Below are 13,268 nucleotides of genomic sequence, written 5' to 3' on the forward strand. Positions count from 1 at the left end.
GGGCAGTGCTCTTCTCTTTCTATAGAACGTTTTGTTTATTCAGACGCTTCAGCGCCTTTTTCAGGCTGCCAAGGAAGACAAGCCCGTCCACCTCAAGTCCCAGATTAACCATAGTCTGTGCTATTTCAGGGCGGATGCCGGTAAAGATCACCTTGATGCCAAGAAGCTTGAGTGCATCAGTTACTTTAAAGAGCTCATTGGCCACCATTGTGTCCACGATCATCACACCTGATACATCCAGAATCAAATGTGAAATACCCAGTTCCCTAGACTTTTCAAGTGTTTCTTCCATTAGAAGCTGTGCCCTGTCAGTATCAATATCTCCAATCAGCGGGAGGATGGCCACAGAGTCTGTAATCGGGACAACCGGTACAGAAAGCTCAAGGAACGCCTTTTTGGAATTATTCAATGTTTCTGAATACGATCTCACATATGCCAGGCTGAAGGCATGGACCGCCGTATCCAGCAATGGATCGATTGTTTCTATAATTTCAAAAACGGTTTCTGCTGCCAGTTCATTTTTGAGAACTTCTCTTTTGATTACTTTCCATATGTATTTCCTGTATAAAGCCGTATCCATGAGGGCCTCATCAAGCGACACACCTTGAACACACAGATTTTTCCCTGTTTCGGCTCCCCAGTTTTCAAAAACTCCTGATACTTCTTCCCCTTTGGATGACTTGATAAGACTGTCTCCAAACATGCTGATAAAAGCAGCTCTTAAATTCAAAATCTCTGTTTCATATTTGCTGATTTCTTCTCTTTCTATATCTGTCAGATCAGCAAATCGCTCTGTTTGGACCTGTTTGGCAATCTGCATTTTTTCCTGGTTAATTCTTTCCCCTATATGTGCAAGTTCTCTTGTCATAAGCTCCCCCAACATGAATATACAAAGAATCTTTTTGTTTTTTTTATATTATTATACCGGCACTATTCCAAATTTCCTAGCTTTTCAATCATTTATTCTGCTTTTTACCAATATACATTTAACCGTTTTTTGGGCAGATTAAACGCTTTTTGAAAAATTAATATTCTCCAGGATATCTGAGATTATATAGAAAAGGAAGCTGCAGAATGACAGCTTCCAGAGGGTGAATTTATTTAAGTGAATTGATGGCTCTCTCCAGGGTGGAAGTAACACTGATCCTGTCAAATGAGATTCCCAGCTGCACTGCCGTCTGGGCAATTTCTGGCCGGATGCCAGATAAAGTGCTCTTCACGCCAATCAGTGTAAGCGTCTCTATCAGCTGAAAAATCTGATGGGCAACCATAGTATCAATCATGACCACCCCCGACAGGTCGATGAACAGATGGTTAACCTTTTTCTCATTGCATTCGAGCAGCGTGTGCTCAAGGATGAACTTGGCTCTTGCCGTATCGATATCGCCTACAAGCGGCAGCAATGCTGCATTATTATTAAGCGAAATGACCGGCGAGCTGAGTTCATTGATCATTTCCTGGCTGGCCTTGAGTCTGGCCTCAGAAAATTTATGGTTTTCCTGTGTGAACCAGGTCATCACCTTGCTGAACGCCTTGATGATCAATCTGTTCCAGGTGTTGATCTGCTCCTGAGTATACTTGCCTTCATTTTCCCCGGTAAATTTTCCAACCAAATCAAGATACTGTTCCTGGGTGTTAAAGAACTCTCTTAAAATAAAGTGGACTGGAGTGCTCAAGTGCTCTTCATCCTGGGCTATAGAAAGGATCCACTGCTCAAATTCATGGAAAAACTGATCTTCATCCATGATAAAAATTTTGCAAAAATGCTCGTGGAAATCATGATTTTGCTGCTTGATTGTACGAATAACATTTGGATTGGTCGAGCTGTATACTCCTTTTGGATCACTTTTGTCCAAAGAAGCATACCAGTCTTCTGTTAGCTGCCATGTTTTATCTACTAAGTATTCATGTAAATCTTCATTTCTATGCATAGCTTCCCCTGAGACCTCTCTATTTAAGATATTTTTCCTTTACTATTGTAGCATTTCTGCTTACAAGGGTCATCTTTTAAACTGCATTGGAAAGTTAATTCCTTTCAGGCATTCCTGCTTTTGTTGAGCATCTCTTTAAATGCCCAAATACTGTTAAAAAAAGAGGGTTCGCAGCGGCCATTTTCTTCCCAGCTCCATGAAGCCGAGAGGATCGAATGGGCATATCCCCAGCTGATCAGCTTATCCCTTTCCAGGCCGGCTTTCTCAGCGAATAGGTTAATCCTTTTTGAGATGATAGATTCAGCATTTGTTTCAGGCAGCCGGTTGAGAAGGTACTGTATAACATCATATTCCTTTTCCCCGATCAGCCCTTTTGGATCGATGATGATCCAGCCATTTTTCCCGCCATCCAGGATATTATAGTGATGCAAATCTCCATGAAGAAGGAAATTGTCTGCTGTATTCCTTATGTTCTCAGTAAATATGCTGTTTGCTTCATTCAGCATTGAAGCTGTTATTGGTCCCAGCCCTTCCGGATTTTCACGGAGAATCCGCTGAAGACTTTGATGCCGCTCCTCCATCCCAGGCAAATCAGACGAATCCTGTGCAGGAACCCAAAGGTTCTTCATCAGATTTGCGGCAATCCCAGCGGCTTCTTCGTCGTCTACAACTCCAGCGAGTGTTGAACCTGGGGACACCTTTTCAAGGAGGAGAATGCCTTTTTCCACGTCAGCTTCAAATATTTTCACGACGCCCGGCCCTTTAAGCTGCTCCAGGGCATATGCCTCTCCTTTTGATTCCCCGCTGGGTACGGAGAGTTTCAGAACTGCCTCTGTTCCATTTGCCATGATAACGGGCGCCGCAAAATTATAGGAAAGCTTATAATACTCCCCTATTTTAAGCTTCCACCGCCGCTCGCATTCTTCTATTAAATCATCAAAGTTAGAAAGCCATTGTATGCCTTTCTCTTTATGTACATTTATAATGGTTCTTTTAAACGCTTCTGGCAAGTCCATTAAGAAGATAGCCTCCCTGATTTGAAGCTTTTATAAAAAGATTTGACGGCGTCTGCAGCCTGGAAGGGAAACTGCAGCCAAACATACGCATGCAGTGAGTCGGGGATATAGGTAATGTAATGTTCCCGGATAAGGGAAGAAAAATGCTGGATGCTTTTTTCCGCCAGTCTGTTTTCAGACTCCTCCTGGCTAGGCAGCAAAAGAACAGGACAGCTGATTTTACAGTAATAGTCTTCCAGCCTGATATCCCAGCATGACGAAATAAAGCCGGCTAGGACATTCTTTGTAAAGCGATTCGCGAAGTATCCGTTTACTTTTTGTTCCATCGTGCTTCTTATAAATGTTTCTGTATGTCTGTTCCAGATTTTAGCTTCCTTGAATTCTCCTTTCATTGACGAAAGATACTCTTCAGCTGACGAGTAAACAAGCTCTTTTTCATTATAAATGCTTGCCAGGAGCTCTGTTCTTTCTATCTCTGCTTCTTCTTTTGTTCCTTCCAGCAAGCTGTATTCACCCCAGCGATCATATAAACCGCCTTCACAAACAAGCGACTGGACCATTTCGGGATGGGAGGCTGCGATGCTGAGCCCCACTTCTGCCCCCATGGAGCTTCCAATGATATGGCAGCATTCAATGCCTAATTCATTTAAAAGCAGGATGATATCATCAGCCATTTCTTCAATATGGTAGCCGCTTTCAGGTTTTTCCGATTTACCATGTCCCCTCATATCCGGTGCAATCACACTATAGTCTGCAGAAAAATGCGGTAATATTCCATGCCATGCCTGCCATGTTCCTCCGCTGAAATGCAGGCACAGAATGACTGGTTTTTCAGAAAGAATATGAGCCACATTCAAACTTATACCATTTGGCAATTGAACTCTTCCTTCCTTCATGACAGTCCCCTTTCCCGTTCTATTCTCGAATTAGGGTAAATCCCCATTCAACCTTAATGATTATTTTAAACTTTCTGTAATCAATTTCAAATCAATAACCTCTGCTGAATATGTCGATTTATTATTCAATCCCTCCTCTTGCCTTCCCCTCTAGATTCCGGTAATATATGTATATTAATTTACCGGAAGGGTGACAAAAGGGCGATGAACAACTAATTCTTTTTAGAAAATGTTCGTAATTCATTTATACGATTCTTTTCTGGATAGGATTGGTGCATCCCTTTTGTTACAGTAAGCAGAATCCCTCTGCTCTGCTTTACACCCAAGGAGCCTCCTGACCAGAAAAAGCCAGGAGGTTTTTTTATGACAGAAAATATGCTTGCAGAAAAAGCAGGCTTCGGAGCGCTGTTTCAAAATCGCGTTATCAGAACCATCCTGCTGTCCGTCTTTTTCCTGCAAATCGGGATCTGGGTCCGTAATTACTCAATCCTTCTTTATGTAATTGAAAAAACAAATGAAAACCCGGTAGCCGTGTCTCTTATATCAGTCGCCGAATTTGCGCCGATCTTCCTGTTTTCTTTTATCGGAGGGACATTTGCAGACAGGTGGAGGCCGAAAAGGACTATGGTATGGTGCGATTTATTAAGTGCTTTGTCCATATTTGCGGTGCTGCTGACCTTGCTCTTCGGAAGCTGGAAAGTGATCTTCTTTGCGACGCTTGTTTCTTCGATCTTATCCCAATTTTCCCAGCCTGCCGGCATGAAGCTTTTCAAGCTGCATGTACCGGCAGAATTGGTTCAGATGGGAATGTCTATTTACCAGACTGTATTTGCGCTTTTCATGATTCTTGGACCGATTATCGGAACCTTTGTCTATCAGCGTTTCGGAATCATGACAGCCATTGCTGTTATGGGTATAGCTTTTATCCTCTCTGCCCTCATTCTGCTTATGCTGCCAGCTGACAGGGAATTGGATGAAACATCTGAAAGAAAATCACTGTTCCAGGAAATGAAGGATGGCTTCCGCTATGTCTGGAGCAGCAAGCCGCTTACCCTGCTCGGAGGCTGCTTTGCGGCTGCCGGCCTTGCTATCGGCCTTACCCAGCCGCTGGGCGTCTTTCTCATAACTGACAGGCTTGGCCTGCCAAAAGAGGAGCTGCAATGGCTGATGACTGCATTTGGAGCCGGCATGATACTTGGCGGAGGCATTACTATAGCTCTTTCCAAGAAGGCTCAGCCCCAGCTGCTTCTTGCGCTTGGAATGGCAGCCAGTGCACTCGGCTTTATAGGAATGGGGCTGTCCACCGCTTTCTGGCTCACACTTGCTGCACAATTTTTCTCCGGACTGTTTATGCCGTGCATCCATATCGGCATTAATACGATGATTCTTCAAAATACAGAAGAAAACTTTATCGGCAGGGTCAATGGCATCCTGAATCCCCTCTTTATGGGAGCAACCGTCATTACCATGTCGATGTCCGGCTGGCTGCTCAGCAAGCTTTCCATCGTACTGATTTATGAAGCTTCAGCTGTGCTTTTGGCGGTTGGAATTCTTATCCTCCTGCCAATCATGGGCAGAAGCTCCGTTAAATCCGGGGTGAGCGAAAAGATTTAATATCAGCTTGAGGCGATTTAGCCTCAAGTTTTTTTTCTTTTTAAAAAGATGAAATGAATTCCAGGCAGATTGGCAATACTACCCTTGTGCTTAACAGAAAGGCGGCACTCTGATGAGAGATAACTTAAGGAGGTTTATGATGGGAATTTTAAGCGGCAACCCGAAGGAAGAACCGCTGCATTATGGCGAAGTATTTAGTATCTGGTCATCCCAGCTTGCAGGAAATGCAATGATTGCAGGTTATCAGACCATGATGAACCATGCAGGTGACGATGATCTTAAGAAGCTGTTGACTGAAGCGATTGAACTCGGCAAAGAAAATCGCAGGCAGGTAGAGGAATTGCTGAAAGAAAATGGAGTAGGCCTGCCGCCGGCACTGCCTGAACGGCCGGATGCCTGCCTGGATGACATCCCGGTTGGCGCAAGGGTTTCCGATATGGAGATAGCGGGAACACTTTCTGCTGATATTGCAGCAGGTCTTGTTGCCTGCAGCCAGGTTATAGGTATGTCAATCCGTGAAGATGTAGCTATGATGTTTGGACAGTTCCACATACAAAAAGCCCAGCTTGGCGCCAAGGTTTTGCGCCTGAATAAAGAAAAGGGCTGGCTGATCCCTCCTCCCCTGCATCTGTCTAAAGGGAAGGACTGCTAACTGCTAATCCAGTTCAGCTGTCCAGATTATGAGCTTTACTTTACTAATAAAATCAGTCTTGAGCCGTATAAAAATACAGCCGGGGCTGATTTTTGATTTCTGCAGAATTTCTTACACTAATAATAGAAAATGAGTGATAAGGAAAACTCTGATATGGCCGATAGTTAAAATACGCTTGTTTGCTCTGGATTGTATTTCCAGGGGTTATACTTGATCGCGCTCTGGCTGCTGTTTTAATCATTGTTTCTGATATGGAAATATTGTTTTTAGAGCTTCTTTAATAAACATCTGTTTTAGCATGATCAGCTGAGTGTCATTCAGGCGTTTCTTCCTTATTGCCGCCTTCACAAAAGCGAATACTTCCTTTTCTCCTGACTAGTCAGTCCGGCTGGCAGTCTTCTTGACATGGCATCATCCCAGGTTGCTTTCCTGGTTACATCTGCTGCTTTCCATTACTCGCCATCTCTATGACACTGCTGAAAATCTTGCTTAAACAAAGCGAATAGACTAATTTTCCCTAAGATTTAAAGGAGAATATTGGAAGTGCACCGAATATTGATAGAGGTTCCTCAGGTCAGCATGAGAGCCATTTTATAATCGGATAAAGGATGATACTTATGAAAACAGAAATTCTAGAGAAAAACAAAGAAAGCTGGAACCTTTCAGCAGAGCGCTTTTTTGGCCGAAATCCGCTCCCTGAGTATGGTCCCCTGGCCCCTGTAGAAGATGAACTGAACCTGCTTGGCGACCTTGCCGGGAAAAAGGTGCTGGATATCGGCTGCGGAAGCGGGCATTCTCTTCTCTATATGGACAGGCGGGGTGCGGCCGAGCTTTGGGGCATTGATTTGTCGCCGAAGCAGATTCATACGGCACAGCAGGTGCTCGGCGGTGCTGCAGCGCCAGTAAGACTTTTTGAATCCCCTATGGAGAATGATCCGGGGCTCCCTAATCAATATTTTGATATTGTCTATTCCATCTATGCTCTCGGCTGGACAACGAGCCTCGAGGAAACGCTGGGTAATATCCACAGGTATTTAAAGCCTGGCGGCACTTTCATTTTCAGCTGGGAACATCCCTTTTTCAGCAGAATCCGGAGCAAAGATTCCTCCATTATTATCGATAAGCCTTATCACGAAGAAGGCATTTATAACCATGAGGGGTGGAATACGCCTGCTTTTATGCAGCAGTATAAGGTAAGCACCTATATCAATGCGCTGGTCAGCCAAGGTTTTAAAATCGAGAGAGTGATAGAAGAAGCATGCCTATCTGAGGAAGACAGGAAAAGGCACAGCAACCGCTGGTATTCCTATGAAAAAGCCCAATATCTTCCGACAACTATCATTATTAAGAGCACAAAAGCTATTTAAAGGATAAGAGCCGGGTACGCCCATGAATCTTACTGCTTCATATGCAGCATCTTCACCGCTGCTTTGTATAGTCTTTTGTAACTATATGGGATTAAGAATATTAATGCGGAAACCGGCATGAATTATGGCAGATATGGAAAGATTATTGCCTAAACAGGCCCGATTATAGGCATATCAGGCATGATTGTGAAGGTATCCGGAATGATCGTCCTTGTTTTTTGATTTAATCTCTTTAAAAGTCGGGCGAAGCAGCTTCTAGTTGTAATGCTCACCCTTTATTTTAAAGACTTCCCCCTAAAATTGATGCCATTTTCCAACGGAACAATGCAATCCCTGTATCAATCCTCCCCTAACCCCTGCCGCGCCAAAAAGTCCATACAAAATTGTATGGACTTTTTTTCTAAATAAAAGCGGCTGCTTATGTTGTCTTGCTCTGCTCCCCGGGAACAGACAAGTCCCTTTCTTTGAAGCTGCCTGCCAGATAATCAATAATTTCCCTTCTTCGGATCAATCCTATGAAAACGCCGCTGTCGTCCGTAACAGGGACAAAATTCTGATTTAGTGATGAATTAATGATTTCTTCCATCTCACTGCTAACTAGCACTGGCTCATATGATCTATGAAGCGGCACATCCTTCAGCATCACTCCCTGGATCTCATTAAAGTCGACCCTGCCCATGCTTTTGAGCTTCCATAACAAGTCTCCTTCTGACAAGGAACCTACATACTTTCCTTCTTTATTTAATATCGGAAAGGTTGTATAACGGTGATACTCCATTTTTTCCATGGCTTGCCTCATTGTCCAATGGTCGTAGACAAAAACCAGTTCATTTTTAGGCAATAAAAAAAACGCGATATTCATTACAGCTGATTCTCCTTCTTCTTATCAGTGAACACCTGCAGCATTCAATCCGGCTTAATGGTTCCTTTGGGATTATTGGGCACAAACTGTCCCTTGGCAATGAATATGCCTAAAGAGCCACATTCCCTTTCTTCCCTGAAAACAGCCGCTCTAAAACGTACGCAGATAATATACAGCACAAAAAGACCTATCCTGGCTCCAGGCAGCTTCTGCAAATTTGGATGCAAGGGTGCTGCTCATTAGGCGGTCTAAAATGACCTCACTCGCTTTAGCCGACGAAGTTAGCTGACGGGCAGGATGGCGAAAGATCATTCTCATCCCTCCTGCTTCCTGCAGGATTAGCCCCAAAAATTGGTTCCTCCGCTCTCAATATGAGATTAAGCCGATTCACTTTTCAGGTGTTGAAATAATTTTACTTCCAACTTTCCGTATAAGCAAATTTCTGCATATCCCTTTTTTTATCTGACTTTCAGCATTCTGCAAAAAAATGAGTGAATCCTCTATTCTACAAAGACATCACCATGTTTTCAACCCGTTTATTTCTTTTTTTATTTCTTTTTTATTTTCCGTTGACAGCCATTAAGTTCGTGAGTAAGATAAGGCAGAACAGGATTTATTATTGGAAATCATGACTTAAAAATCCGGTTTCTCCTCCTCTGTTTTTGTATAAAACAAGAGGATCTGAGAATAAGAGAAACCATGATGGAATGCATGCATTATACCTTTTAAACACCACAGCAACGGGAGGATTTATGGGAAACACTTGCCGATATGTCATTAATGCAGTTGGAAAAGGCGGAGAAACCTACTATACGCAATGCAAAGATAAAAAAGAAATGGAAGAATGGATTTCTGAGCATCAGGACCGGATAGTGATGGAGGAAATCAAGGTGAAGGACAAAAATAAGCATCCGCTGCTGAAGCTGTTTTCAAAATAAAGCATAACACCCTATAGACTTGTACTGATAGAGAGCTTGCTGAAGCTCTCTATTTTCTACCTAGCCATTCTACTTTCACTTAAGCAAACATTGCCGAAGAAGTCTGGAAATAATCATGGGAAATGGCAAGGGAGGGGACCGCTGGATCCCCTCCCTTTTTCATTTTCAGTATGCTTTCACGCTTCCGAGAATCGAGATCATCTTCCCGTAAACCTCTTCTGATTCCTCCTGGTTCACATAATGAATGGTGAATCGAAGCAGCTTCCCGTCTACATTTTTGACAATGATGTTTGCCTGGTCAGTTTTGTTATGTGCGTGCAGCACCATCATACTGTCTCTATAAAATGGAAGCTGTACTGGTTTCATGTCTTCAGGCTTGCCAATCGTCCTAAGATATTCCATAGAATTTTTCTTTACTTCATCCATTGCTGATTTTCCGTCAAGAACTTCCACCCTGGCAAAATACCGGCTATTCTTCCCATATTCCAAAAGGAAGCGGCGCGGCTCTTCTGCATGAAATGTGTAACCTTTCTTGGGGGAAACGGACAATTTCACCTTTTCAGCATCATATGAAGCAATACTGCCTTTATTAACTGACAGATTCTGCCCTATTAGGATCAGGTCGCTCCTCAGTCCGTTTATTTTCTTGAGTTCAGCGACACTGAGACCGTATTTTTGTCCGAGTGTCCAGAGTGTGTCTCCTTTCTTCACTGTAATCTTTCCGGGAACCTCCAATCTGCTGCCTGCATAGATCAAATCGCTCTTTAATTTATTGAGATGCTTCAGCTGCCCGACTGTACTGCCATATTGCCTGGCAATGCTATAGAGAGTGTCCCCTTTTTTGATGGTATAAAACTCTTCAGCAGATGCAGTGCCCTGGCTGAATGTTAGAATGCCAAGGGCGACAAGCGCTGAAGCAGCCAGTTTTTTTACTTTTTTCATTTTAGAATCCCCCTTCTGTCAATCTTGTTGTATTTTGCCTTTACAACAGATTAGACGGGGAGAACAAAGAACCGTTTCAGGGGGACAAGCCCATTTTGCTTAAAGCATGATATCTTTTTATACGGCTTATATTTTAAGTACGGAATGTATTTTCCAATATTGACGCAGGTATTATCAAACCGCAGAAGTAATATCGACTATTCCAGTTCCCTGGTTTCTTTTCAGAAGGATGGCAAATATTTCATTTAGGACTGAGTTCTTTTTCAATAAGATGTTTTTTTGCAGAAGAAAGATTAGAGAGTAATTGCCGGGGTAAAAGTATCTTAGCTTCTCATTTATTAAGTGCTTTTCGCCAGACTTCCTTTGTATAAAGGAGGATTGGCGGGAGGTGATTAATTTTTGAGAAAGGCGTACAGCATAAAAGATCTGATAGCTTATCTGGATATGAAAGATTATCCGCTGTCTGAGGAGGCCATTCTGGATCTCATACAAAAACGGAAACTCCCCCATCAAAGACCTTTTGGCAGCATGATCGTTTTTGATCTGGATCATATAGACTGGTGGGTAGACCATCAGCGCAGCAATGGTTAGCTGTCAGCAGGCCCCGCTCTCTAAGAGCGGGGCTCAGTTCTGTTCACCGGGATCGGAACTTCGCAGCTTTTCATAGAGCAATTGGAAGCCATATAAAAGGACTGCTCTGAACTGCTGAAGCAGGATGAATTGCTGCTTAGTCATTTTTTTGAGAGAAGCAATTCCTGCCCACTCCAAAAACCGGACGCCTGGGAATGCATATAAAATATGAAGGACAAAATTGACGATCATATATAAACCAAACTTCCCGTACATATACTTCAATACCAGAAAGGACAAAACGAAATAAGGACCGATAACAAATGGTACATCTCCTCTTATCTTAGGATGGATACTGGATTGGAAAACCCACCACTTGCGTTTTGCTGCAGGTATATTCATGATCGCTGCAATGGTACATATGAATATAGATGCCGGAAGAAATCTTTTAAAAGACCTCTTTCCTATCAGGGGAATACTAGCCCAGGAAAGAAGCATCATCACAGCCAAAAGCAGTCTTTGCCGTTTCATATAAGCACCTCTTTTATGGAACAAACTATTTTGCGCCTTCCAGTTTACGTACCCATTTATAATACTGAATCAATAAAAAGAACAAAATTGGATCAGCAATGGCAGCATGCCACAGCTTCCACCACCCGTAGTGAAAATATCCCCACGGCTCAGGTAGCAAAGTGCAATATTCGTAAAGAAGAATGGCTATCACCCAGAAAACTACATAAAATATCCTTGTCAGTCTATCAGATCTAAAAGGATAGCGGCTGAGAAAGAGGACATTCACCGGGGGAAGCAGCAGTGTGTGTGCCAGCAGTCCGCCAATATCAGGATCCAGGCTGAAATACCAGTATCCATGGAGCTTAAATTCTATGATAACGTCGAAGGTTTGCTGAAATGCAATCGTAAATGCCCATATATGCAGCTTCTGATTGCCAGTCAGGGTTTTGCCGAACTTTACAGCTGCGATATTAAAAATGATAATTGAAATGATTAGTCCTGCCATATCTTTTCCCTACTTTTCAATCAGCAGGATTCTGCTTTTTTTTATTATGGCATTGTTAAACTTTGTTGTTGATTTTGGGCTCATTTCAGCTGTACTGAAATGCGTGTAAAACAGACTTTCACACGAATGAGCCCAAAATCAACAAGGTACACTAACATAGCCTTTATTATAAAATCTCCTCATTGGCGGCAGGTTATTCATGTGATGTTCAGATAGAGCCTTTCACATTCTGCAGGCTCTTTCCCCGTATAACTTTACAAATCATTGTCCCCTCATATCGCATACTCTCGTAAAAATGAGCATATGGTGAATTGAGGTGAATTTCATGATAAAAGTTGTAACAGTAAACGTTAAACATTACAAAGATCTCATCTACCTACTAATCGCGGCCGCCGTTTTCCTCTTTTCTATCATTATCTACACTCAATTCAGCTCAAAGTCACTGGAGCGCGTCATGAGAAATATTGAAATCAATGAACTGCTGACTTATTTTATCAGCTCGGCCAATCATTCCTTCGCTCCTGACAGCGATCCTTTCACATTTGAAAATGTGACAGATGCCTTATTTTCCCTTGCCACTAATGTAAAGCCTACGGATGCCCGTACCTTTCTCGGTACAGAGCTTCCCGGCCTTGTTTATTTTGATACAGAAATAGTGGTTGCCGGGGAAGGAACAGATCTTTCCACCCTTCCATTTGAATCAGCACCTCCAGCAGAAGTACTCATGAATGAGCGTGAAGTTGCAGAAGAAAAGCTGCAGCAGCCTGTGGCGGACAAGCCGGCACAACCGGCCAAAAAGCCTGAAAAAACAGATGTGCTGATATATCATTCACATAATATGGAGGCCTTCCTTCCGCTGCTGAAAAATACAAAAGACGCCAATAAAGCCGTAACTTCAGATGAACGGGCCAATGTGGTCGGACTGGGCAGCAAACTTTCAGATGCACTCCTGCAAAAAGGGATCGGAGCATCCCAGGATAAGACCAATATTAATAAAGAATTGCTTAAGAGAGAGTGGACCTACTCTTCTTCCTATAAAGTATCCAATGAAGTTGTCCACGCTTCTGCAGAAGCAAATCCAAATTTGAAATATTTCATAGACATCCACCGCGATTCTGCCCGGAAGGATAAAACGACTGCGACGATCAACGGCAAAACCTATGCACGTCTGTATTTCATCGTCGGCAAAGAAAATAAAAATTACCAGGCCAATCTGGAATATACAAAAAAACTGAATGCGAAGGTTGAAGAAAAATACCCGGGCCTCAGCCGTGGAGTATTCTTAAAGACAAAGCTTGAAGGAAACGGGGTATATAACCAGGATATATCCAACAGAGCCATTCTGGTAGAGCTTGGCGGGGTCGATAATAATCTGGAGGAACTCCACAGAACAGTTGATGCTTTATCTGAAGCTTTTGCAGATATCTATTGGGACGAGAACGGCGGCAGCAAGGAGTAATCC

General features: G+C 42.9%; 14 protein-coding genes and 1 riboswitch. Of the genes, 6 read left to right on the forward strand and 8 right to left on the reverse strand.

The window, feature by feature from the left end; translation table 11 throughout:
* Positions 1–19: 19 nt before the first annotated feature.
* The 4 genes from RBB45_RS05280 to RBB45_RS05295 all read right to left on the reverse strand — a co-directional run bounded on the left by RBB45_RS05280 (position 20) and on the right by RBB45_RS05295 (position 3,843).
* A complete protein-coding gene (locus RBB45_RS05280) occupies positions 20–868 on the reverse strand; it encodes an STAS domain-containing protein (protein ID WP_306009189.1) in 849 nt (282 codons plus the stop codon).
* 229 nt (positions 869–1,097) lie between these two features.
* Positions 1,098–1,931: an STAS domain-containing protein gene (locus RBB45_RS05285; protein ID WP_009793355.1), complete on the reverse strand. Its 834-nt coding sequence runs from the start codon at positions 1,929–1,931 to the stop codon at positions 1,098–1,100.
* Between the two features lie 104 nt (positions 1,932–2,035).
* A complete protein-coding gene (locus tag RBB45_RS05290; RefSeq protein ID WP_306009190.1) occupies positions 2,036–2,947 on the reverse strand; it encodes an aminoglycoside phosphotransferase family protein in 912 nt (303 codons plus the stop codon).
* Positions 2,947–3,843, reverse strand: coding sequence for an alpha/beta fold hydrolase (locus RBB45_RS05295; RefSeq protein WP_306009191.1), 897 nt, complete (start codon positions 3,841–3,843; stop codon positions 2,947–2,949). The genes RBB45_RS05290 and RBB45_RS05295 overlap by 1 nt, the downstream gene beginning before the upstream one ends.
* A gap of 363 nt (positions 3,844–4,206) precedes the next feature.
* On the opposite strand from RBB45_RS05295, the gene RBB45_RS05300 reads away from it, so the two are divergent.
* From RBB45_RS05300 to RBB45_RS05310, 3 genes are all read left to right on the forward strand, one after another.
* Positions 4,207–5,457 (forward strand): MFS transporter, encoded by a 1,251-nt coding sequence (locus RBB45_RS05300; RefSeq protein ID WP_022543980.1) that lies wholly within the window; start codon positions 4,207–4,209, stop codon positions 5,455–5,457.
* 139 nt (positions 5,458–5,596) lie between these two features.
* Positions 5,597–6,109 carry a DUF3231 family protein gene (locus RBB45_RS05305; RefSeq protein ID WP_094767687.1) on the forward strand — a complete coding sequence of 171 codons (513 nt, stop codon included), beginning with the start codon at positions 5,597–5,599 and terminating at the stop codon, positions 6,107–6,109.
* Positions 6,110–6,726: 617 nt separating this feature from the next.
* Positions 6,727–7,476, forward strand: a complete 750-nt coding sequence (locus tag RBB45_RS05310; protein WP_224950606.1) for a class I SAM-dependent methyltransferase — start codon at positions 6,727–6,729, stop codon at positions 7,474–7,476.
* 418 nt (positions 7,477–7,894) lie between these two features.
* On the opposite strand, the gene RBB45_RS05315 is transcribed toward RBB45_RS05310, so the two are convergent.
* Positions 7,895–8,338 (reverse strand): CBS domain-containing protein, encoded by a 444-nt coding sequence (locus tag RBB45_RS05315; protein WP_009793348.1) that lies wholly within the window; start codon positions 8,336–8,338, stop codon positions 7,895–7,897.
* A 255-nt stretch (positions 8,339–8,593) separates the two neighbouring features.
* Positions 8,594–8,732: riboswitch (cyclic di-AMP (ydaO/yuaA leader) on the reverse strand.
* Positions 8,733–9,090: 358 nt separating this feature from the next.
* Here RBB45_RS05315 and RBB45_RS05320 point away from each other — a divergent pair.
* Entirely contained in the window at positions 9,091–9,276 is a 186-nt protein-coding gene (locus RBB45_RS05320) for a hypothetical protein (protein ID WP_035402415.1), read from the forward strand.
* A 165-nt stretch (positions 9,277–9,441) separates the two neighbouring features.
* Here the strand turns inward: RBB45_RS05320 and RBB45_RS05325 are convergent, their stop codons facing one another.
* Positions 9,442–10,218 carry a LysM peptidoglycan-binding domain-containing protein gene (locus RBB45_RS05325; protein ID WP_224950608.1) on the reverse strand — a complete coding sequence of 259 codons (777 nt, stop codon included), beginning with the start codon at positions 10,216–10,218 and terminating at the stop codon, positions 9,442–9,444.
* 399 nt (positions 10,219–10,617) lie between these two features.
* On the opposite strand from RBB45_RS05325, the gene RBB45_RS05330 reads away from it, so the two are divergent.
* Positions 10,618–10,809, forward strand: coding sequence for a hypothetical protein (locus tag RBB45_RS05330; RefSeq protein WP_022543984.1), 192 nt, complete (start codon positions 10,618–10,620; stop codon positions 10,807–10,809).
* Positions 10,810–10,842: 33 nt separating this feature from the next.
* On the opposite strand, the gene RBB45_RS05335 is transcribed toward RBB45_RS05330, so the two are convergent.
* Complete coding sequence (locus tag RBB45_RS05335) at positions 10,843–11,319, reverse strand: hypothetical protein (RefSeq protein ID WP_224950610.1); 477 nt, start codon at positions 11,317–11,319, stop codon at positions 10,843–10,845.
* A gap of 25 nt (positions 11,320–11,344) precedes the next feature.
* The gene (locus RBB45_RS05340; protein ID WP_129612649.1) at positions 11,345–11,806 is read right to left on the reverse strand and encodes a hypothetical protein; all 462 of its coding nucleotides are present in this window, start codon (positions 11,804–11,806) and stop codon (positions 11,345–11,347) included.
* Positions 11,807–12,131: 325 nt separating this feature from the next.
* Between RBB45_RS05340 and spoIIP the strand changes: the two genes are divergently transcribed.
* Entirely contained in the window at positions 12,132–13,265 is a 1,134-nt protein-coding gene (gene spoIIP / locus RBB45_RS05345) for a stage II sporulation protein P (protein WP_050767291.1), read from the forward strand.
* Positions 13,266–13,268 lie beyond the last annotated feature (3 nt).

It is taken from the genome of Bacillus sp. MMSF_3328 (assembly GCF_030733525.1).
In the GTDB taxonomy this organism is placed as follows: Bacteria; Bacillota; Bacilli; order Bacillales; family Cytobacillaceae; genus Bacillus_AB; species Bacillus_AB infantis.

What these genes read in the sequence shown, in the direction of transcription:
- RBB45_RS05300 (WP_022543980.1), top strand. Translation starts at nt 4,207, where the DNA reads ATGACAGAAAATATGCTTGCAGAAAAAGCAGGCTTCGGAGCGCTGTTT.
- RBB45_RS05340 (WP_129612649.1), bottom strand. Translation starts at nt 11,806, where the DNA reads ATGGCAGGACTAATCATTTCAATTATCATTTTTAATATCGCAGCTGTA.
- RBB45_RS05305 (WP_094767687.1), top strand. Translation starts at nt 5,597, where the DNA reads ATGGGAATTTTAAGCGGCAACCCGAAGGAAGAACCGCTGCATTATGGC.
- spoIIP (WP_050767291.1), top strand. Translation starts at nt 12,132, where the DNA reads ATGATAAAAGTTGTAACAGTAAACGTTAAACATTACAAAGATCTCATC.
- RBB45_RS05280 (WP_306009189.1), bottom strand. Translation starts at nt 868, where the DNA reads ATGACAAGAGAACTTGCACATATAGGGGAAAGAATTAACCAGGAAAAA.
- RBB45_RS05310 (WP_224950606.1), top strand. Translation starts at nt 6,727, where the DNA reads ATGAAAACAGAAATTCTAGAGAAAAACAAAGAAAGCTGGAACCTTTCA.
- RBB45_RS05285 (WP_009793355.1), bottom strand. Translation starts at nt 1,931, where the DNA reads ATGCATAGAAATGAAGATTTACATGAATACTTAGTAGATAAAACATGG.
- RBB45_RS05295 (WP_306009191.1), bottom strand. Translation starts at nt 3,843, where the DNA reads ATGAAGGAAGGAAGAGTTCAATTGCCAAATGGTATAAGTTTGAATGTG.
- RBB45_RS05290 (WP_306009190.1), bottom strand. Translation starts at nt 2,947, where the DNA reads ATGGACTTGCCAGAAGCGTTTAAAAGAACCATTATAAATGTACATAAA.
- RBB45_RS05315 (WP_009793348.1), bottom strand. Translation starts at nt 8,338, where the DNA reads ATGAATATCGCGTTTTTTTTATTGCCTAAAAATGAACTGGTTTTTGTC.
- RBB45_RS05335 (WP_224950610.1), bottom strand. Translation starts at nt 11,319, where the DNA reads ATGAAACGGCAAAGACTGCTTTTGGCTGTGATGATGCTTCTTTCCTGG.
- RBB45_RS05320 (WP_035402415.1), top strand. Translation starts at nt 9,091, where the DNA reads ATGGGAAACACTTGCCGATATGTCATTAATGCAGTTGGAAAAGGCGGA.
- RBB45_RS05325 (WP_224950608.1), bottom strand. Translation starts at nt 10,218, where the DNA reads ATGAAAAAAGTAAAAAAACTGGCTGCTTCAGCGCTTGTCGCCCTTGGC.